The following is a 19,896-nucleotide window of genomic DNA, read 5'->3' as shown; positions in this document are numbered from 1 at the left end:
CGCCACGTCCGGGAGGAGTGAGAGACCACCCCGCGCCCGGGGGGGCGGGGCCCCCCCCCCGGGGGCGGGGGGGCCCCCGCCCCCCCCGCCCGCCCCCGGGGGTCCACCCCCCGCGCCCCCCCCGCCCCGGGGGGGGGGCACACACCGGTACTACGCGTCGTACGCGTCGATCTTCCGCGGTGACGGGTCCTGCACCGCCCCTATCAGCGACGACGAGCGGTTGCTGAAGCGCTCGGTGTCCACCCCGTGCTCGGCCAGCACGCGCATCGCCGCGTTGTGCGCCACCCGCAGGACCGGGGTGGCGGCGCGCATCGCGTCGTCGGCCATGAAGCGGTGACGCCACGGCTGGTCCGCCCAGGCGTGCCGCATGCCGAACGGCTCGGGCAGGCTGAGCTTGCCGCCGAGGAAGTCCAGGACCGGCGGATACCAGGTGAGCGGGGCCCGCACCGCGAGCCTGACCGCCTCACGCGGCTCGACCAGGGGCAGGTTCCTCGACGTGGTCTCCCAGAACCGTACGGTCTTGGGGCGCGAGACGCTCTTGGGCGAGGGCTTCGCGAAGAACAGCGAGTGCACCGGGCCCAGCGCGTACCCCGAGACCTCGATGCGCAGCGTCTCGTGGAGCACCGTGACCGAGATCATCATCGTGATGACCAACTGGCTCTCCCAGAGCGTGAACTGCACCCCCAGGTAGTGCCGGTTGCCGCTGCCGAACTGCTGGTGGTTGCAGATCCGCTGTATCTCGTGGCTCTTGATCTGGAACGACTCCACCTCCTGGCCCGTGGGCCAGGAGACCGAACCGGCGCCCTCACCGACCGGCGACACGATCCAGTGCTTGACCGAAGGCGTCGGGAAACCGCCGGAGTTGAGGGGGCCGCGCTCCAGCAGCTTCATCTGGTCGTGGATCGCCCGTATCACGTCGTAGCTGCGGAACTGGTGGATCTCCTTGCCGGCGTCCTTGGGGACCAGCTCCTCCGCGAGCTGCCAGCTTCCCCAGCGGGTGCCCATGCCGAGTATCCCCTTGGGACCGGCGTAGAAGACCACGTTGGAGCGCTGTTCGGCGCTCAGCTTCTCCAGCCCCTGGCGCAGCACCTCCCGCGAGGTGTCGCCGGGGTTCCCCGGGACGGCCTCGGGGATCTTGGCGCCGGTGCCGCCGCCGGAGAGCAGGCTCTCCCAGCGGGCCCGCAGGTCCTTGGCGGTCGACTCGCAGATCCGCTTGGCGAGCAGCCAGCCGATGACCGGGGCGACGAGCATGGCCCGCAGGTACCAGTTCAGCACGCCGTCCAGCGGCAGCTTGATCAGGACGATCACCGCGAGTACGGCGACCGCCGCGAGCAGGGCGCTGCCGATGGCCCCGGCCCGGCGGTCCTTGGCACCCGCCAGGGTGCGGCGCAACTGGAAGACGCCCAGCCAGATCAGCAGTCCGGGCAGGAAGAGCAGCCCGAAGAGCGCGGTCACCGCCGTGAGCTTCTGGTCCCGCTCCTTGCGGATGTGGTTCGCGGCGAGGCAGTGCTCCACCACGGCCTGCGGGTCCATGCCGAAGGACTGGATGATGGGGCCCCGGCCGCCGCCGAGCGTTCTGAGCTGGACGGCCCGCGCGAACGCCTCGCCGAGATTCGGCTCGAAGAGCGAGAACTTGCCTTTGGTCACACCCGACTTGTGCCAGTCGTTGTCGGCCTTGGAGATGTCTTCGAGCGGACTGTCCCGGTACGCGGCCGAGGCGAGGGCGAACGTCGCCGCCGTACCCCCGGCCGCTCCCTGGAGGGGAACCTGTGCCCCCGGGCTGAAGTCGAATAGATCGTCCGCCACTGCCGCCCCCTCGCCGCAAGGATTCGCTGCCGCGGCCTCTTCCCGGCCCGCGCGCCCCGCACACCTGCTGGAGCTGGGCACCCCAGCGTAACGGTGCGATGCCACCCGCGTCAGGGGAGTGGCCTTCTTTCGCCAACCGGCATCAAGGTGCCGCCCGCCGGGTATCGGGCGCCGTCGAACGGACGCGCGGACACGACCGGTTCGAGGCGGGCGGGACGCGCCGGACAGGGGCTGGACGACAGGCCCTAGCCGGGGCTCTCCGCTCCGGCGGGCTGACGGTCCGCCACCGCCTGCGGCATCGGCTCGTGTCGGGCGTACGCGCGGCTGAAGCGGCCGGCGCCGTGCGAGAGCGAGCGCAGGTCCACCGCGTACCGTCCGATCTCCAGTTCGGGCACCTCGGCCCGTATCAAGGTCCGTCCGGGGCCCGCCTGTTCGGTGCCCACCACCCGGCCCCGCCGCCCCGACAGGTCGCTCATGACCGGCCCCACGTACTCATCGGGCACCAGGACCGTCACCTCGGCGACCGGCTCCAGCAGATGGATGGCCGCCGCGCCCGCCGCCTCCCGCAGGGCCAGCGCGCCCGCCGTCTGGAACGCGGCGTCCGAGGAGTCCACCGAGTGGGCCTTCCCGTCGAACAGCGTCACCCGGATGTCGACCAGCGGATGGCCCGCCGCGATCCCGCGCGCCGCCTGCGCCCGTACGCCCTTCTCGACGGACGGGATGAACTGCCGGGGTACCGACCCGCCCACCACCTTGTCGACGAACTCGACCCCGGACCCGGCGGGCAGCGGCTCCACCTCGATCTCGCAGATCGCGAACTGGCCGTGACCGCCCGACTGCTTCACATGCCGGCCGCGCCCCGTGGCGCTCGCGCCGAACGTCTCGCGCAGGGCGACCCGGAACGGCACCGCGTCGACCTGGACCCCGTACCTGCCGCGCAGCCGGTCCAGCGCCACGTCCCGGTGCGCCTCGCCCAGGCACCAGAGCACCACCTGATGGGTGTCCGGGTTCTGTTCGAGCCGCATCGTCGGATCCTCCGCCACCAGCCGGGCGAGTCCCTGGGACAGCCTGTCCTCGTCCGCCTTGCTGTGCGCGCGCACGGCGAGCGGCAGCAGCGGGTCCGGCATGCTCCACGCCTCCACCAGCAGCGGATCGTCCTTCGCGGAGAGCGTGTCCCCGGTCTCGGCGCGCGACAGCTTCCCCACGCACGCGAGATCGCCCGCCACACAGTGCGCCAGCACCCGCTGCTGCTTGCCGAAGGGCGAGGAGAGCGAGCCCACCCGCTCCTCCACGTCGTGGTCCTCGTGGCCCCGGTCGGTGAGCCCGTGCCCCGACACGTGCACCGTCTCGTCGGGACGCAGCGTCCCCGAGAAGACCCGTACGAGAGAGATCCGGCCGACATAGGGGTCGGAGGCGGTTTTGACCACCTCGGCGACCAGCGGACCCTCGGGGTCGCAGCGGATCTCCGGACGCGGGGCGCCCAGCGGCGTGGTCACGGCGGGCGCCGGGCGCTCCGTCGGGGCCGGGAAACCGCCGGTGACCAGATCGAGCAGTTCGACCGTCCCGAGCCCCTGCCGGGCCCCGGGCGGCGCGGGCGCCGCGGCGAGCACCGGATGGAAGACCCCCCGCGTCACCGCCTTCTCCAGGTCCTCCATCAGCGTCTTGACGTCGACCTCGTCCCCGCCCAGATAGCGGTCCATGAGGGTCTCGTCCTCGCTCCCGGAGATGATCCCCTCGATCAGCCGGGCCCTGGCCTGCGCGATCTCCGGCAGCCGCGCGGGATCGGGCGGCCCCACCCGCCGCTCCCCGGAGGAGTAGTCGAAGATCTTCTGGGAGAGCAGCCCCACGAGCCCGGTGGCCGGCGCGTGCCCGTCGGGGCCCTCCGCGCCGTGCACCGGCAGGTAGAGCGGCAGCACGGCGTCCGGGTCGTCCCCGCCGAAGATCCGCGCGCACAGCCGGGTCATCTCGTCGAAGCCGGTGCGCGCCGTGTCGAGATGCGTGACGACGATGGCGCGCGGCATCCCGACCGCCGCGCACTCCTCCCAGACGGCCCGTGTCGCCCCCGCCACGGCGTCCGCCTCCTGGGCCGCCGAGACCACGAAAAGGGCCGCGTCCGCGGCGCGCAGACCGGCCCTGAGCTCCCCGACGAAATCGGCGTAGCCGGGGGTGTCCAGCAGATTTATCCTGTACCCGCCCCACTCCACGGGGACGAGCGAGAGCTGTACGGAGCGCTGCTGGCGGTGCTCGATCTCGTCGTAGTCGGAGACCGTCGCACCGTCCTCGACCCGGCCCGCCCGGTTCACCGCCCCCGCGGTGAGCGCCAGGGCCTCGACGAGGGTGGTCTTGCCCGAACCGCTGTGGCCCACCAGCACCACGTTCCGCACGGACGCGGGCCGGTCGGCCGCCGTCGCCCTGCCGGCGGCCCCGGGGTGTGTCCGTTCCTTGTCGGCTTTGTCGCCCATGACTGCTGCCTCCCGATCGGTTCCACCGAGTGGGTCGGTGAGGGGATGGAGAGAGGCGGGCCGGGGGAGCCGCGCGGCAGCTCCGGCGATGCCCGCGGTGGTCCTTTGAGCTTCGCACTCCCGTCATGGCGCGTCCATACGTCGTACGGCGCGGCATGGGCCGGGTGCCCGGCGGTGCGCCGTGGCGGTCGTGGCTACGATGGGCCAGCCGACGGCCACAGGGGCCCTCGGCCCACCGAACCTCGGGAAGGCCATGCTGAACAAGTACGCGCGTGCATTCTTCACGCGTGTCCTCACACCGTTCGCGGCGTTTCTGCTCCGTCGCGGAGTCACTCCGGACGCGGTCACGCTCATCGGCACGGCCGGAGTGATGGCGGGTGCGCTGGTCTTCTTCCCCCGCGGGGAGTTCTTCTGGGGCACGATCGTCATCACCCTCTTCGTCTTCTCCGACCTCGTCGACGGCAACATGGCGCGCCAGGCGGGCATCTCCAGCCGCTGGGGGGCCTTCCTCGACTCGACCCTCGACCGGGTCGCGGACGGCGCGATCTTCGCCGGCTTCGCGCTCTGGTACGCGGGCGACGGTGACAACACCATGCTGTGCGCGGTCGCCATCTTCTGTCTCGCCAGCGGCCAGGTCGTCTCGTACACGAAGGCCAGGGGCGAGTCCATCGGGCTGCCGGTGGCGGTCAACGGGCTGATCGAGCGCGCGGAGCGGCTGGTCATCTCCCTCGTCGCGGCCGGTCTGGCCGGGCTGCACGCCTTCGGCGTCCCCGGGATCGACATCCTGCTGCCCATCGCGCTGTGGATCGTCGCCGCGGGCAGCCTCGTCACCCTCGGCCAGCGGGTGGTGACCGTACGCCGCGAGTCCGCCGAGGCCGACGCCGCCGCGGCGGCGGCGGGACCCGACGGGGCCGGCCACGCCGGGACCGACCACGCCCGGGGGAGTGGGGCCACGTCATGAGCGCGGCGAGCGACCGGCTGACCGACGCGCTGTACGGACTCGGCTGGAGCACGGTCAAGAAGCTCCCCGAACCCGTGGCGAACGCCCTCGGCAGGACCCTCGCGGACACCGTGTGGAAACGGCGCGGCAAGAGCGTGCTGCGGCTGGAGTCCAACCTGGCCCGGGTCGTGCCCGACGCGGACCCGGAGCGTCTCGCCGCCCTCTCCAAGGCGGGCATGCGCTCCTACATGCGGTACTGGATGGAGTCGTTCCGGCTGCCCGCCTGGAGCCGGGAACGGGTACGCGACGGGGTCGAGATCAAGGACATCGACCGACTCTTCGACGGGCTCACCACCGGCCGCGGCGTCGTCCTGGCACTGCCCCACATGGCCAACTGGGACCTGGCGGGAGCCTGGCTCACCCGGGCCCGCGACGTGCCCTTCACGACCGTCGCGGAGCGGCTCAAGCCCGAGACGCTGTACGACCGCTTCGTCGCCTACCGCGAGAGCCTGGGCATGGAGGTCCTTCCGCACACCGGCGGCGCCGCCTTCGGCACCCTCGCCCGGCGGCTGCGCGGCGGCGGACTCGTCGCCCTCGTCGCCGACCGCGACCTGTCCTCGTCCGGCGTCGAGGTCGAGTTCTTCGGGGACACCGCCCGGATGCCCGCGGGCCCCGCGCTGCTGGCGCAGCAGACCGGGGCGCTGCTGCTGCCCGTCTCCCTGTGGTTCGACGACACCCGGGTGATGCGCGGACAGGTCTTTCCGGCCGTCCCCGTACCGGAGACAGGCACCCGCGCCGAGAAGACGTCTGTGATGACACAGGCGGTGGCCGACGCCTTCGCCGCGGGAATCGCCGAACACCCGGAGGACTGGCACATGCTGCAACGGCTGTGGGTCGCGGACCTGGACCGGGGGCCCGAGTGAAGATCGGCATCGTCTGCCCGTACTCCTGGGACGTACCGGGCGGCGTCCAGTTCCACATCAGGGACCTCGCGGAACACCTCATCCGGCTCGGCCACGACGTCTCCGTACTGGCCCCCGCGGACGACGAGACGCCCCTCCCGCCGTACGTCGTCTCGGCGGGCCGCGCCGTGCCCGTCCCGTACAACGGCTCGGTCGCCCGCCTCAACTTCGGGTTCCTGTCGGCGGCCCGGGTACGGCGCTGGCTGCACGAGGGCACGTTCGACGTCATCCACATCCACGAGCCCGCCTCGCCGTCGCTGGGGCTGTTGAGCTGCTGGGCGGCGCAGGGGCCGATCGTCGCGACCTTCCACACCTCCAACCCGCGCTCACGCGCCATGATCGCGGCGTACCCGATCCTCCAGCCCGCGCTGGAGAAGATCAGCGCGCGGATCGCGGTGAGCGAGTACGCCCGGCGCACGCTGGTGGAACACCTCGGCGGCGACGCCGTGGTCATCCCGAACGGCGTCGACGTCGACTTCTTCGCCGAGGCCGAGCCCGAACCGGCCTGGCAGGGCGGCACGATCGGCTTCATAGGCCGCATCGACGAGCCGCGCAAGGGGCTGCCGGTGCTGATGCGGGCCCTCCCGAAGATCCTCGACGTCCACCCGGAGACCCGGCTGCTCGTGGCCGGGCGCGGGGACGAGAAGGAGGCGGTGGAGTCCCTGCCCAAGGAGATGCGCCGCCGCGTCGAGTTCCTCGGGATGGTCAGCGACGAGGACAAGGCGCGGCTGCTGCGCAGCGTCGACCTGTACGTCGCGCCCAACACCGGCGGCGAGAGCTTCGGGATCATCCTCGTCGAGGCGCTGTCGGCGGGCGCGGCGGTCCTCGCGAGCGACCTGGACGCGTTCGCGCAGGTCCTCGACCACGGGGCGGCGGGCGAACTCTTCACCAACGAGGACGCGGACGCGCTCGCCGGCGCGGCGGTACGGCTCCTGGGCGATCCGGACCGGCGCGCGGAGCTGCGCGAACGGGGCAGCGCGCATGTACGGCGCTTCGACTGGTCGACGGTCGGCGCGGACATCCTCGCGGTGTACGAGACGGTGACGGACGGGGCCGCGTCGGTGGCGGCGGACGAACGGACGGGGCTGCGGGCGCGGTTCGGGCTGGCGCGGGACTAGGGTCTCCCGTTCGGATCCCGCTGGGCTCGCCTGCCCCGGCCCCCTTTCCCCCGGTGGGCCCTCAACGCTCCGAGAGGGCCTACCCGTACGCGTAGTCTGCCGTGCGTGACCACCTTCGTCTGGATCGCCGTTGCCGTCGTGGCGATCGCGCTCTATCTCAGTTGGACCGCCGGCCGCCTCGACCGTCTGCACACCCGGATCGACGCCGCCCGGGCCGCCCTCGACGCCCAACTGCTGCGGCGTGCCTCGGTCGCCCAGGAGCTGGCCACCTCCGGGGTGCTCGATCCGGCCGCCTCGATCGTGCTGTATCAGGCCGCGCACGCCGCGCGGCAGGCCGAGGAGGAGCAGCGGGAGGTCGCCGAGAGCGAGTTGAGCCAGGCGCTGCGGGCCGTGTTCGGGGAGGCCGCCCAGGTGGAGGCCGTACAGGAGGCGCCCGGTGGGGAGGACGCCGCCGGGGAGCTCGCCGCCGCGGTACGGCGGGTCCCGATGGCGCGGCGGTTCCACAACGACGCCGTACGGGCCGCCCGCGCGCTGCGGCGCCACCGGAAGGTGCGGTGGTTCCGGCTCGCGGGGCACGCGCCGTTCCCGCTCGCCTTCGAGATGGACGACGAGCCGCCCGTCGCGCTGGCCGACCGGCCGGGGTCCTGAACGATCCACCGGCTTCCCATTGGCCCTTGCTGTGGACTGGTTCCGGGGCGTTTTCTGGACATCCCCCGTCGTACGAGTCAGTGAGGTCGCCCGTGTCCACCACCGCCCAGAACCCCGAGACCGGCACCGCGCGCGTCAAGCGCGGTATGGCCGAGCAGCTCAAGGGCGGTGTGATCATGGATGTGGTCACACCGGAGCAGGCGAAGATCGCCGAGGACGCCGGCGCGGTCGCCGTGATGGCGCTGGAGCGGGTGCCGGCCGACATCCGCAAGGACGGGGGCGTCGCGCGGATGTCCGACCCCGACATGATCGAGGGGATCATCGACGCGGTCTCCATCCCGGTCATGGCGAAGTCCCGGATCGGCCACTTCGTCGAGGCCCAGGTACTCCAGTCGCTGGGCGTGGACTACATCGACGAGTCGGAGGTGCTGACCCCCGCCGACGAGGTCAACCACTCGGACAAGTGGGCGTTCACGACGCCCTTCGTCTGTGGTGCCACCAACCTGGGCGAGGCGCTGCGCCGGATCGCCGAGGGCGCGGCCATGATCCGCTCGAAGGGCGAGGCGGGCACGGGCAATGTCGTCGAGGCGGTCAGGCACCTGCGGCAGATCAAGAACGAGATCGCCCGGCTGCGGGGGTACGACAACAACGAGCTGTACGCGGCGGCCAAGGAGCTGCGCGCCCCGTACGAGATCGTCAAGGAGGTCGCGGAGCTGGGCAAGCTGCCCGTGGTCCTCTTCTCCGCGGGCGGTGTCGCCACCCCCGCCGACGCCGCGCTGATGCGCCAGCTCGGCGCCGAGGGCGTCTTCGTGGGCTCCGGCATCTTCAAGTCGGGCGACCCGGCCAAGCGTGCCGCCGCGATCGTCAAGGCCACCACGTTCTACGACGACCCGAAGATCATCGCGGAGGCGTCGCGGAACCTGGGCGAGGCGATGGTCGGCATCAACTGCGACACGCTGCCCGAGACCGAGCGCTACGCGAACCGCGGCTGGTGATGAACGCCCCCGCGATCGGCGTCCTGGCGCTCCAGGGGGACGTCAGGGAGCATCTGGCCGCCCTGGCCGCGGCGGGAGCCGTGGCCGGGACGGTCCGGCGGCCCGAGGAGCTGGCCGAGGTCGACGGCCTGGTGATCCCGGGCGGCGAGTCCACCACGATGTCCAAACTGGCCGCGCTCTTCGGCATGCTGGAGCCGCTGCGCGCCCGGGTGCGGGCGGGGATGCCGGTGTACGGCACCTGCGCCGGGATGATCATGCTGGCCGAGAAGATCCTCGATCCTCGGTCCGGCCAGGAGACCGTCGGCGGCATCGACATGATCGTGCGGCGCAACGCCTTCGGCCGGCAGAACGAGTCCTTCGAGGCGGCCGTGGACGTCGCCGGGGTCGAGGGCGGACCCGTGGAGGGCGTCTTCATCCGGGCCCCGTGGGTCGAGTCGGTGGGGGCCGAGGTCCAGGTGCTCGCCGAGTACGGGGGGCATGTCGTCGCCGTACGGCAGGGGATGGCGCTGGCGACGTCCTTCCACCCCGAACTGACGGGCGACCACCGGCTGCACCGTTTCTTCACCGACATGGTGCGCTCCGCACAGTGACCTCCGCCCGGTAGGATCGCTGCCGAACGGGAGCAGTACCGGTTACGCGAAGGAGACAGGCAGATGTCCGGCCACTCTAAATGGGCTACGACGAAGCACAAGAAGGCCGTGATCGATGCCAAGCGCGGCAAGCTCTTCGCGAAGCTGATCAAGAACATCGAGGTCGCGGCGCGGACCGGCGGCGCCGACGTCGACGGCAACCCGACTCTGTTCGACGCCATCCAGAAGGCGAAGAAGAGCTCGGTCCCGAACAAGAACATCGACTCGGCCGTCAAGCGCGGCGCCGGCCTGGAGGCCGGTGGCGCCGACTACGAGACGATCATGTACGAGGGGTACGGCCCGAACGGTGTCGCGGTGCTCATCGAGTGCCTCACCGACAACCGCAACCGCGCCGCCTCCGACGTGCGCGTGGCGATGACCCGCAACGGCGGCTCCATGGCCGACCCGGGCTCCGTCTCCTACCTCTTCAACCGCAAGGGCGTCGTGATCGTCCCCAAGGGTGAGCTGGGCGAGGACGACGTGCTCGGCGCGGTGCTGGACGCGGGCGCCGAAGAGGTCAACGACCTCGGCGAGTCCTTCGAGGTGCTCAGCGAGGCCACCGACCTGGTCGCGGTCCGCACCGCGCTCCAGGAGGCCGGCATCGACTACGACTCGGCCGACGCCAACTTCGTGCCGACCATGCAGGTCGAGCTGGACGAGGAAGGGGCGCGCAAGATCTTCAAGCTGATCGACGCCCTGGAGGACAGCGACGACGTCCAGAACGTCTTCGCCAACTTCGACGTCTCGGACGACGTGATGGAGAAGGTCGACGCCTGACCCCCGCCCTTCGCACCCCCTCTCCTCGATGTCGGTCCGGTCCGTTGTCGGTGCCGACCGATACTGTCTGATCAGGGCTTCTCCCCTCGGGGGGAACGCATGACCGAGAGAGTGGGGGCGCGATGCGGGTGCTGGGTGTGGACCCCGGACTGACGCGGTGCGGGATCGGGGTCGTCGAAGGGGTCGCGGGACGGCCGCTGACGATGCTCGGCGTCGGCGTGGTGCGTACGCCCTCCGACGAGGAGATCGGCCCCCGTCTCGTCGCCATCGAGCAGGGCATCGACGCCTGGCTGGACGAGCACCGGCCCGAACACGTCGCCGTGGAGCGGGTGTTCGCCCAGCACAACGTGCGTACGGTCATGGGCACCGCCCAGGCCAGCGCGGTCGCCATGCTCTGCGCCTCACGCCGCGGCATCCCCGTCGCCCTGCACACCCCCAGCGAGGTCAAGGCCGCCGTCACCGGCAGCGGCCGGGCCGACAAGGCGCAGGTCGGCGCGATGGTCACCCGGCTGCTGCGGCTCGCGGCGCCGCCCAGGCCGGCCGACGCGGCGGACGCCCTCGCGCTGGCCATCTGCCACATCTGGCGCGCCCCGGCCATGAACCGCCTCCAGCAGGCCCAGGCGGCGGCCCGTCCCTCCCGTATCCCCGTCCGGAAGGTCACGCGATGATCGCGTTCGTCAGCGGCCCGGTCGCCGCCCTCGCCCCGACCACCGCGGTCATCGAGGTCGGCGGGATCGGCATGGCCGTCCAGTGCGCCCCCGGCACCCTCGCCGCGCTGCGCGTCGGCCAGGAGGCCCGGCTCGCCACCTCGCTGGTCGTCCGGGAGGACTCCCTGACGCTGTACGGCTTCGCCGACGACGACGAACGCCAGGTGTTCGAGCTGCTCCAGACCGCCAGCGGCGTCGGCCCCCGGCTCGCCCAGGCGATGCTCGCCGTGCACAGCCCCGACGCCTTGCGCCTCGCCGTCTCGACCGGCGACGAGAAGGCGCTGACGGCGGTCCCCGGCATCGGGAAGAAGGGCGCCCAGAAGCTGCTGCTGGAGCTGAAGGACCGGCTCGGCGCGCCACGGGGCGCCACCGTGGGGCGACAGGCCGGCGCGGTGGCCGCGGCCTCCTGGAGCGACCAGCTCCACGCCGCGCTCATCGGCCTCGGATACGCCGGGCGCGAGGCCGAGGAAGCGGTCGCCCAGGTCACCCCGGAGGCCGAGGCGGCCCTCGCCGCGGGCTCCCAGCCGCCGGTGCCCCAACTGCTGCGCGCCGCGCTCCAGAGCCTCAACCGCACCCGCTGAGCCTGCCCCCGCCGTACTCCATTCGGGCCGTTCTCGTACGCGCCCTCCCCCCGAGGTGAGACTGAGTGAACTGGGACGACACCGCCGACGACGCGGCCGAGCGACTGGTCGGCGCCGCCGCGGACGGTGAGGACCAGGCCGTCGAGGCGGCGCTGCGGCCCAAGTCGCTGGAGGAGTTCGTCGGACAGGAGCGGGTACGGGCCCAGCTCGACCTGGTGCTCAAGGCGGCCCTCGCCCGCGGCGCCACCGCCGACCATGTGCTGCTCTCCGGGGCGCCGGGGCTCGGCAAGACCACCCTTTCGATGATCATCGCGGCGGAGATGAACGCCCCGATCCGCATCACCTCGGGCCCGGCGATCCAGCACGCGGGTGATCTCGCCGCGATCCTCTCGTCCCTCCAGGAGGGCGAGGTCCTCTTCCTCGACGAGATCCACCGCATGTCCCGGCCCGCCGAGGAGATGCTCTACATGGCGATGGAGGACTTCCGGGTCGACGTGATCGTCGGCAAGGGCCCCGGCGCCACCGCCATCCCGCTGGAGCTGCCGCCCTTCACCCTGGTCGGCGCCACCACCCGGGCCGGACTGCTGCCGCCGCCGCTGCGGGACCGCTTCGGCTTCACCGGCCACATGGAGTTCTACGAGAGCGTCGAACTGGAGCGGGTCATCCACCGCTCCGCCCAGCTCCTGGACCTGGAGATAGACACCGAAGGGGCCGCCGAGATCGCCGGACGCTCCCGTGGCACCCCCCGGATCGCCAACCGGCTGCTGCGCCGCGTACGGGACTACGCCCAGGTCAAGGCGGACGGGCGGATCACCCGAGAGGTGGCCGAGGTGGCCCTCGCGGTGTACGAGGTCGACGCGCGCGGCCTCGACCGGCTCGACCGGGCCGTGCTCCAGGCGCTGCTCAAACTCTTCGGCGGCGGGCCCGTGGGGCTGTCGACCCTGGCGGTGGCCGTGGGGGAGGAGCGCGAGACGGTCGAGGAGGTCGCCGAGCCCTTTCTCGTACGGGAAGGGCTGCTCGCCCGTACCCCGCGCGGCCGGGTCGCGACCCCGGCGGCGTGGGCGCATCTCGGGCTCACCCCGCCCCAGCAGGTGTCCGGCGCGCCCGGACAACCCGGCCTGTTCGGGGCGTGACGGCATGAACACGCGCACGGCAGGAACCCCGGTGCGACGCTGGGCGTTGTTCCAACGAAGCGGACTCGCTTAGACTCCGCCGATGCCGCCCTTCCGGAGCGGCATGCCCACCCCCGTATATCAGGCCGCTCGACAGCGCGGTCGTGCGAAGGAAGTTCCCTCCCGTGAGTCTCGTGACCCTTCTCCCCTTCATCGTGCTCATCGGGGCCATGTTCCTGATGACCCGGTCCGCCAAGAAGAAGCAGCAGGCCGCCGCGCAGATGCGCGACGAGATGCAGCCCGGCACCGGCATCCGCACCATCGGGGGCATGTACGCCACCGTCAAGGAGGTGCACGACGACATGGTCCTCCTGGAGGTGGCTCCCGGCGTTCACGCGGTCTACGCCAAGAACGCCATCGGCGCGGTGCTGGACGACGACGAGTACAACCGCATCGTGCACGGCGACGACCCGAGCGACTCCGAGACGCCGGTCGTGCCCGACGACGCCTCCTCGCTGACCGGTCCCGCCGGCACCGCCTCCGTGGACGAGACCAGGATCGACCTCGGCAAGAAGCCCGAGGAGACCACGGACGCCGAGTCCGCCGACGCCACGACCGAGGCGAAGGCCGACGAGACGGCTGAGAAGGCTGAGAAGGCCGAGAACGCCGAGAACAAGGCCGAGGGCAAGACCGACGGCGAGTCCGGCGCGAAGTAGCCGGGTCCGCGCCGACCGGCCGCACCACGGCCGCCGGCGACTCACGGTCGCGCTGATTTCTGCGGGGGCGGGTCCCCACTACACTTCGTGGCCGCTCCGGCGCACACCCGGCGTGGGGCGGTTGGACAGGGAGAAACGAGAAGGTGGCAGCACCTAATAAGGGCCGAAGGCAAGCGGGGTCCCCAGGCAGGCCAGGGCGCACCCTGGTGTTGTTCCTGATTGCCATGGTGGCCCTCACGGGCGGGATGTTCTGGTCCGGCCATGTCACGCCACGTCTGGGGATCGACCTCGCGGGCGGGACCAGCATCACGCTCCAGGCGAAGAACACGCCGGGCAAGCCGAACGCGATCAACAAGACCAACATGGACACCGCCGTCAGCATCATCGAGCGGCGTGTCAACGGTCTTGGTGTCTCGGAGGCCGAGGTTCAGACCCAGGGCGACGAGAACATCATCGTCAACATCCCCCGGGGCACGAACGAGAAGCAGGCCCGCGAGCAGGTCGGCACCACCGCCCAGCTCTACTTCCGGCCGGTGCTGACCGTCGCCGCGGGGAGCCCGACGAAGCCGCAGCCCTCGGGCAGCGGCTCGCCGAGCGCGACCCCCTCCTCCTCGACCAGCGCTTCCACCGGCGACAAGGCGGGTGACAAGGCCGGCGACGCCGACACCACGGCGTCGCCCTCCGCGTCCGCCACCTCCCAGGGCCGGGCCGTCACGGACGCGCTGAAGGCGGACGCCTCGCCCTCGCCCGACGCCTCCGCCTCCGACGGCAAGCCGTCGGACAAGAAGGACGAGTCCCCGGACCCGGCCCCCTCCGCGAGCGCCTCCAGCGACCCGGCCACCGCCGCCCTGGAGAAGAAGTTCACGGAGCTGGACTGCACCAACGAGAAGGCGCGCACCGAGGTCAACCAGAGCGCCGCGCCCAAGGACACCATCGTCGCCTGCGGCCAGAACTCGGGCGGCGAGTGGGAGAAGTACGTCCTGGGCCCGGCCGAGCTGGAGGGCACGGACGTCGACGACGCCAAGGGCGTCCTCGACCAGCAGCGTGGCATGTGGATCGTCACGATGGACTTCACCGGTGCGGGCACCAAGAAGTTCCAGTCGATCACCGGCAAGCTCTCGCAGCAGCAGGCGCCGATGAACCAGTTCGCCATCGTGCTCGACGGCAACGTCGTCTCCGCGCCCTCGGTGAGCCAGACGCTCGGCGGCAGCGCCGAGATCTCCGGCAGCTTCACCCAGCAGTCCGCCCAGGACCTGGGCAACATCCTGTCGTACGGCGCGCTGCCCCTGACCTTCCAGGAGCAGTCCGTCACGACGGTCACCGCCGCGCTCGGCGGGGAACAGCTCGAAGCGGGTCTGATCGCCGGCGCGATCGGCCTCGCCCTGGTCATCATCTACCTGGTGGCCTACTACCGCGGTCTCTCCGCGATCGCCATCCTCAGCCTCGGCGCCTCCGGCGTCATGACGTACACGATCATGTCGCTCCTCGGCCCCGGCATCGGCTTCGCGCTGAACCTGCCCGCGGTCTGCGGCGCCATCGTCGCCATCGGTATCACCGCGGACTCGTTCATCGTGTACTTCGAACGCATCCGGGACGAGATCCGCGAGGGCCGTACGCTCCGCCCGGCCGTCGAGCGGGCCTGGCCGCGCGCCCGGCGCACCATCCTCGTCTCCGACTTCGTGTCGTTCCTCGCCGCCGCGGTGCTCTTCCTGGTCACCGTCGGCAAGGTCCAGGGCTTCGCGTTCACCCTCGGTCTGACCACGCTCCTCGACGTGGTCGTGGTGTTCTTCTTCACCAAGCCCGTGATGACGCTGCTGGCCCGTACGAAGTTCTTCTCCAGCGGCCACCCGTGGTCCGGTCTGGACCCGACGCGCCTCGGTGCCAAGCCGCCGCTGCGCCGTTCCCGCCGTGTCAGCGCTCCCACCGACCCGAAGGAGGCGTGAGATGTCCCGACTCGGCGATCTCGGCGCCCGGCTCTACCGAGGCGAAGTCGGTTACGACTTCATCGGGAAGCGCAAGATCTGGTACGGAATCTCGATCCTGATCACCATCACGGCCATCGCGGCCCTGGCGGTGCGCGGGCTCAACATGGGCATCGAGTTCAAGGGCGGTGCCGTCTTCACCATCCCGAGCACGAGCATCTCGGAGGTCCAGGCCCGCGAGGACGCCCAGAAGGCGTCCGGGCACGACGCGATCGTCCAGAAGCTCGGCAACGGCGGCATGCGGATCCAGGTCACGGAGCTGGACACCAAGCAGGCCGACGCGGTGAAGACCCAGCTCGCCAAGGACCTCAAGGTCGACGAGGCGAAGATCAACGCGGACCTGGTCGGTCCGAGCTGGGGCGCGACCATCGCCAACAAGGCGTGGATGGGTCTCGGGATCTTCATGGTCCTGGTGGTGATCTATCTCGCGATCGCCTTCGAATGGCGGATGGCGGTCGCCGCGCTCATCGCCCTGATCCACGACCTCACGATCACCGTCGGCGTGTACACCCTGGTCGGCTTCGAGGTCACCCCGGGTACGGTGATCGGTCTGCTGACCATTCTCGGTTACTCCCTCTACGACACGGTCGTCGTCTTCGACAGCCTCAAGGAGGGGGCGGACGGGATCACCAAGCAGAGCCGGTGGACCTACAGCGAGGTCGCCAACCGGTCGATCAACAGCACGCTGGTGCGTTCGATCAACACCACCGTCGTCGCGCTGCTGCCCGTGGGCGCGCTGCTCTTCATCGGCGGCGGCTTCCTCGGCGCCGGCATGCTGAACGACATCTCGCTCTCGCTCTTCGTCGGCCTCGCCGCCGGCGCGTACTCCTCGATCTTCATCGCCACGCCTCTCGTCGCCGACCTGAAGGAACGCGACCCGAAGATCAAGGCGCTGAAGAAGCGGGTGCTCGCCAAGCGCGCGACGGCCGCCGCCAAGGGCGAACAGGCCGACACCCCCACCGGCGGTGACGACGGCACCGAGGACGACCCGCAGGACGCCGCACCGGCCGCCGTGGCGGGTCCGCGCGGTCGCGGCGGCCGGGGCCGCCCCTCGGGATCGGGGAGGCGTCGATGAGCGACACCAGCACCCAGGAGCTGCTGCTCAGCCGTATCCGTGACGTGGCGGACTACCCGAAGCCGGGCGTGGTGTTCAAGGACATCACCCCGCTGCTGGCCGACCCCAAGGCGTTCACGGCGCTCACGGACGCCCTCGCCGACCTGTGCGTACGGTTCGGCGCGACGAAGATCGTCGGCCTGGAGGCGCGCGGCTTCATCCTGGCCGCCCCCGTGGCGGTCCGGGCGGGCGTCGGGTTCATCCCCGTACGCAAGGCCGGCAAGCTCCCCGGCGCGACGCTGTCGCAGTCGTACGACCTGGAGTACGGCTCCGCGCGGATCGAGGTCCACGCCGAGGACCTGGACCACGGCGACCGCGTCCTGGTCATCGACGACGTCCTGGCCACCGGCGGTACGGCGGAGGCCTCCCTGGAGCTGGTCCGGCGGGCCGGCGCCGAGATCGTGGGCGTCGCGGTCCTCATGGAGCTGGGATTCCTGGGCGGCCGGGAGCGGCTGCTCCCCGCGCTCGACGGTGCCCCGCTGGAGGCACTGATCACGCTCTGAGCGGCGCCGGAACCCGCATTTTGGGCGGCATGGGAACACGGCAGGACGGGCACCCGGGAATCATCGGGTGCCCGTCCCGCGTTCCGAGGAGCCAGGCCTTGGGGCGAGAGGGGCGCCCGAGGTCGATACCATGGAACCTCCGGGCCTGACCGGGGGACCTGGATCCGCACGAGGAGCGCTCTTGCCAGACGAGGTCCAGCCACTGGCCGCCGCGACGCCCGATCACCCCGCAGACCGGGCCGCCGCCGGCTCCGCCACGCCGCCGCACAAGGCCCCGGTCGCCGCCGAACCCCCGGCGGCCCCCACGCCGCCCGAGCGCCCCCTGGTGCCCGTGAGCGCCCCCAAACCGGGCGCCACGGCCGCGCCGCGCTCCGGAGGCTCCTCCAACCGGGTGAGGGCCCGTCTCGCGCGTCTGGGCGTCCAGCGCTCCTCCCCGTACAACCCCGTCCTGGAGCCGCTGCTGCGGACCGTACGGGGGAACGACCCCAAGATCGAGACCGCGACGCTGCGCCAGATCGAGAGCGCCTACCAGGTCGCCGAGCGCTGGCACCGGGGACAGAAGCGCAAGAGCGGCGATCCGTACATCACGCACCCGCTCGCGGTCACCACGATCCTCGCCGAGCTGGGCATGGACCCCGCCACCCTGATGGCCGGCCTGCTGCACGACACCGTCGAGGACACCGAGTACGGCCTGGACACCCTGCGCCGCGACTTCGGCGACCAGGTCGCGCTCCTGGTCGACGGGGTCACCAAGCTCGACAAGGTGAAGTTCGGCGAGGCCGCGCAGGCCGAGACCGTGCGCAAGATGGTCGTCGCCATGGCCAAGGACCCGCGCGTCCTGGTCATCAAGCTCGCCGACCGGCTCCACAACATGCGCACCATGCGCTACCTCAAGCGGGAGAAGCAGGAGAAGAAGGCCCGCGAGACGCTGGAGATCTACGCGCCCCTCGCCCACCGGCTGGGCATGAACACCATCAAGTGGGAGCTGGAGGACCTCGCCTTCGCGATCCTCTACCCCAAGATGTACGACGAGATCGTCCGGCTGGTCGCCGAGCGCGCGCCCAAGCGCGACGAGTACCTGGCCATAGTGACCGACGAGGTCCAGTCGGACCTGCGCGCGGCCCGGATCAAGGCCACCGTCACCGGACGGCCGAAGCACTACTACAGCGTCTACCAGAAGATGATCGTCCGCGGCCGGGACTTCGCGGAGATCTACGACCTGGTGGGCATCCGGGTCCTCGTCGACACGGTCCGCGACTGCTACGCGGCGCTCGGCACGGTCCACGCGCGGTGGAATCCGGTCCCCGGCCGGTTCAAGGACTACATCGCGATGCCCAAGTTCAACATGTACCAGTCGCTGCACACGACGGTCATCGGGCCCAACGGCAAGCCGGTCGAACTCCAGATCCGTACGTTCGACATGCACCGCCGCGCCGAGTACGGCATCGCCGCGCACTGGAAGTACAAGCAGGAGGCCGTCGCCGGCGCCTCCAAGGTCCGTACCGACGTGCCCAGGAGCGCGGGCCGGGGCGGGAGCCAGGACACCGTCAACGACATGGCGTGGCTGCGCCAGCTCCTGGACTGGCAGAAGGAGACCGAGGACCCCAGCGAGTTCCTGGAGTCGCTCCGCTTCGACCTCTCGCGCAACGAGGTCTTCGTCTTCACCCCCAAGGGCGATGTCATAGCGCTGCCCGCGGGGGCCACCCCCGTCGACTTCGCGTACGCCGTCCACACCGAGGTCGGCCACCGCACCATAGGGGCACGGGTCAACGGGCGGCTCGTACCGCTCGAATCGACCCTCGACAACGGCGACCTGGTGGAGGTCTTCACCTCCAAGGCGTCCGGCGCCGGCCCCTCGCGCGACTGGCTCGGCTTCGTCAAGTCGCCGCGGGCCCGCAACAAGATCCGCGCCTGGTTCTCCAAGGAGCGCCGCGACGAGGCGATCGAACAGGGCAAGGACGCCATCGCGCGGGCCATGCGCAAGCAGAACCTGCCGATCCAGCGCATCCTCACCGGGGACTCCCTGGTCACGCTCGCGCACGAGATGCGCTACCCCGACATCTCGTCCCTGTACGCGGCGATCGGCGAGGGCCATGTGGCCGCGCAGGGCGTCGTGCAGAAGCTGGTCCAGGCCCTCGGCGGCGAGGAGGCGGCCAACGAGGACATCGCGGAGAACTCCCCGCCCTCCCACAGCCGGAACAAGCGCCGCTCCAACGCGGACCCCGGCGTGGTCGTCAAGGGCGTCGAGGACGTCTGGGTGAAGCTCGCCCGCTGCTGTACGCCCGTACCCGGCGACCCGATCATCGGCTTCGTCACCCGCGGCAGCGGCATCTCCGTCCACCGCGCCGACTGCGTCAACGTGGACGCGCTCTCCCAGCAGCCCGAGCGGATCAAGGACGTCGAGTGGGCGCCCACCCAGTCCTCGGTCTTCCTGGTCGCCATCCAGGTCGAGGCCCTGGACCGCTCGCGGCTCCTGTCGGACGTCACCCGGGTCCTCTCCGACCAGCACGTCAACATCCTCTCCGCCGCCGTCCAGACGTCCCGGGACCGGGTCGCCACCTCACGCTTCACCTTCGAGATGGGCGACCCGAAACACCTGGGCCACGTACTGAAGGCGGTACGGGGCGTGGAGGGCGTCTACGACGTCTACCGCGTCACCTCGGCCCGCAGGCCCTGAGCGGGGACGACGGACAACGGGACCACGCGGGCCCCGGGCGGAGCGCACGGGTTCCGGCGCGGGCCACGCGGTTCCTGGCGGACCGCGCGGACCACGCGTTTCCTGGCGGACCGCGCGGACCACGCCGTTCTGGCGTGCCACGCGGTTGCCGGCTGACTACGTACGAC

17 protein-coding genes are annotated in these 19,896 nt (G+C 71.4%); 15 read left to right on the top strand and 2 right to left on the bottom strand.

Translation table 11 applies throughout. The features are described from left to right. Positions 1-150: 150 nt before the first annotated feature. On the bottom strand, positions 151-1,806 hold the full coding sequence (locus tag ACFXPK_RS26480; protein WP_385079265.1) for a hypothetical protein: 1,656 nt from the start codon (positions 1,804-1,806) through the stop codon (positions 151-153). Between the two features lie 245 nt (positions 1,807-2,051). Then, entirely contained in the window at positions 2,052-4,268 is a 2,217-nt protein-coding gene (locus tag ACFXPK_RS26475) for an elongation factor G-like protein EF-G2 (RefSeq protein ID WP_385079263.1), read from the bottom strand. A gap of 253 nt (positions 4,269-4,521) precedes the next feature. Here ACFXPK_RS26475 and pgsA point away from each other — a divergent pair, with 253 nt between their 5' ends. The 15 genes from pgsA to ACFXPK_RS26400 all read left to right on the top strand — a co-directional run bounded on the left by pgsA (position 4,522) and on the right by ACFXPK_RS26400 (position 19,729). Continuing rightward, positions 4,522-5,229 carry a phosphatidylinositol phosphate synthase gene (gene pgsA / locus ACFXPK_RS26470; protein ID WP_384997158.1) on the top strand — a complete coding sequence of 236 codons (708 nt, stop codon included), beginning with the start codon at positions 4,522-4,524 and terminating at the stop codon, positions 5,227-5,229. Next, positions 5,226-6,131 (top strand): phosphatidylinositol mannoside acyltransferase, encoded by a 906-nt coding sequence (locus ACFXPK_RS26465; protein WP_385079260.1) that lies wholly within the window; start codon positions 5,226-5,228, stop codon positions 6,129-6,131. Before pgsA ends, ACFXPK_RS26465 begins: the two co-directional genes overlap by 4 nt. After that, entirely contained in the window at positions 6,128-7,288 is a 1,161-nt protein-coding gene (locus ACFXPK_RS26460) for a glycosyltransferase family 4 protein (RefSeq protein WP_384997155.1), read from the top strand. The genes ACFXPK_RS26465 and ACFXPK_RS26460 overlap by 4 nt, the downstream gene beginning before the upstream one ends. Before the next feature lie 96 nt (positions 7,289-7,384). Beyond that, positions 7,385-7,936, top strand: coding sequence for a hypothetical protein (locus tag ACFXPK_RS26455; protein ID WP_384927040.1), 552 nt, complete (start codon positions 7,385-7,387; stop codon positions 7,934-7,936). Between the two features lie 92 nt (positions 7,937-8,028). Further along, positions 8,029-8,931, top strand: coding sequence for a pyridoxal 5'-phosphate synthase lyase subunit PdxS (gene pdxS / locus ACFXPK_RS26450; RefSeq protein WP_384997154.1), 903 nt, complete (start codon positions 8,029-8,031; stop codon positions 8,929-8,931). Then, positions 8,931-9,521: a pyridoxal 5'-phosphate synthase glutaminase subunit PdxT gene (gene pdxT / locus ACFXPK_RS26445; protein ID WP_385079256.1), complete on the top strand. Its 591-nt coding sequence runs from the start codon at positions 8,931-8,933 to the stop codon at positions 9,519-9,521. Before pdxS ends, pdxT begins: the two co-directional genes overlap by 1 nt. A gap of 63 nt (positions 9,522-9,584) precedes the next feature. Beyond that, on the top strand, positions 9,585-10,337 hold the full coding sequence (locus ACFXPK_RS26440) for a YebC/PmpR family DNA-binding transcriptional regulator (protein WP_249951051.1): 753 nt from the start codon (positions 9,585-9,587) through the stop codon (positions 10,335-10,337). Positions 10,338-10,459: 122 nt separating this feature from the next. Continuing rightward, the gene (gene ruvC, locus ACFXPK_RS26435; RefSeq protein ID WP_384997150.1) at positions 10,460-11,005 is read left to right on the top strand and encodes a crossover junction endodeoxyribonuclease RuvC; all 546 of its coding nucleotides are present in this window, start codon (positions 10,460-10,462) and stop codon (positions 11,003-11,005) included. Then, complete coding sequence (gene ruvA, locus ACFXPK_RS26430; RefSeq protein ID WP_384997148.1) at positions 11,002-11,625, top strand: Holliday junction branch migration protein RuvA; 624 nt, start codon at positions 11,002-11,004, stop codon at positions 11,623-11,625. The genes ruvC and ruvA overlap by 4 nt, the downstream gene beginning before the upstream one ends. Before the next feature lie 65 nt (positions 11,626-11,690). Then, the gene (ruvB, locus tag ACFXPK_RS26425; protein ID WP_385079253.1) at positions 11,691-12,758 is read left to right on the top strand and encodes a Holliday junction branch migration DNA helicase RuvB; all 1,068 of its coding nucleotides are present in this window, start codon (positions 11,691-11,693) and stop codon (positions 12,756-12,758) included. A gap of 164 nt (positions 12,759-12,922) precedes the next feature. Next, the gene (yajC, locus tag ACFXPK_RS26420; RefSeq protein WP_385079251.1) at positions 12,923-13,453 is read left to right on the top strand and encodes a preprotein translocase subunit YajC; all 531 of its coding nucleotides are present in this window, start codon (positions 12,923-12,925) and stop codon (positions 13,451-13,453) included. A 143-nt stretch (positions 13,454-13,596) separates the two neighbouring features. Further along, positions 13,597-15,396 (top strand): protein translocase subunit SecD, encoded by a 1,800-nt coding sequence (gene secD, locus ACFXPK_RS26415; RefSeq protein WP_384997142.1) that lies wholly within the window; start codon positions 13,597-13,599, stop codon positions 15,394-15,396. A gap of 1 nt (position 15,397) precedes the next feature. Then, a complete protein-coding gene (gene secF, locus ACFXPK_RS26410) occupies positions 15,398-16,510 on the top strand; it encodes a protein translocase subunit SecF (RefSeq protein ID WP_385079248.1) in 1,113 nt (370 codons plus the stop codon). After that, positions 16,507-17,052, top strand: a complete 546-nt coding sequence (locus tag ACFXPK_RS26405) for an adenine phosphoribosyltransferase (RefSeq protein ID WP_384997139.1) — start codon at positions 16,507-16,509, stop codon at positions 17,050-17,052. The genes secF and ACFXPK_RS26405 overlap by 4 nt, the downstream gene beginning before the upstream one ends. Before the next feature lie 181 nt (positions 17,053-17,233). Further along, entirely contained in the window at positions 17,234-19,729 is a 2,496-nt protein-coding gene (locus ACFXPK_RS26400; protein WP_385079244.1) for a RelA/SpoT family protein, read from the top strand. Positions 19,730-19,896 lie beyond the last annotated feature (167 nt).

The organism is Streptomyces sp. NPDC059142, assembly GCF_042755665.1.
Taxonomy (GTDB): domain Bacteria; phylum Actinomycetota; class Actinomycetes; order Streptomycetales; family Streptomycetaceae; genus Streptomyces.
Note: the sequence above shows the minus strand (reverse complement) of the source record. Positions and strands in the feature narration are given on the sequence as shown.

What these genes read in the sequence shown, in the direction of transcription:
- ruvC (WP_384997150.1), top strand. Translation starts at nt 10,460, where the DNA reads ATGCGGGTGCTGGGTGTGGACCCCGGACTGACGCGGTGCGGGATCGGG.
- ruvA (WP_384997148.1), top strand. Translation starts at nt 11,002, where the DNA reads ATGATCGCGTTCGTCAGCGGCCCGGTCGCCGCCCTCGCCCCGACCACC.
- ACFXPK_RS26475 (WP_385079263.1), bottom strand. Translation starts at nt 4,268, where the DNA reads ATGGGCGACAAAGCCGACAAGGAACGGACACACCCCGGGGCCGCCGGC.
- pdxT (WP_385079256.1), top strand. Translation starts at nt 8,931, where the DNA reads ATGAACGCCCCCGCGATCGGCGTCCTGGCGCTCCAGGGGGACGTCAGG.
- ACFXPK_RS26405 (WP_384997139.1), top strand. Translation starts at nt 16,507, where the DNA reads ATGAGCGACACCAGCACCCAGGAGCTGCTGCTCAGCCGTATCCGTGAC.
- ACFXPK_RS26465 (WP_385079260.1), top strand. Translation starts at nt 5,226, where the DNA reads ATGAGCGCGGCGAGCGACCGGCTGACCGACGCGCTGTACGGACTCGGC.
- ACFXPK_RS26440 (WP_249951051.1), top strand. Translation starts at nt 9,585, where the DNA reads ATGTCCGGCCACTCTAAATGGGCTACGACGAAGCACAAGAAGGCCGTG.
- pgsA (WP_384997158.1), top strand. Translation starts at nt 4,522, where the DNA reads ATGCTGAACAAGTACGCGCGTGCATTCTTCACGCGTGTCCTCACACCG.
- secF (WP_385079248.1), top strand. Translation starts at nt 15,398, where the DNA reads ATGTCCCGACTCGGCGATCTCGGCGCCCGGCTCTACCGAGGCGAAGTC.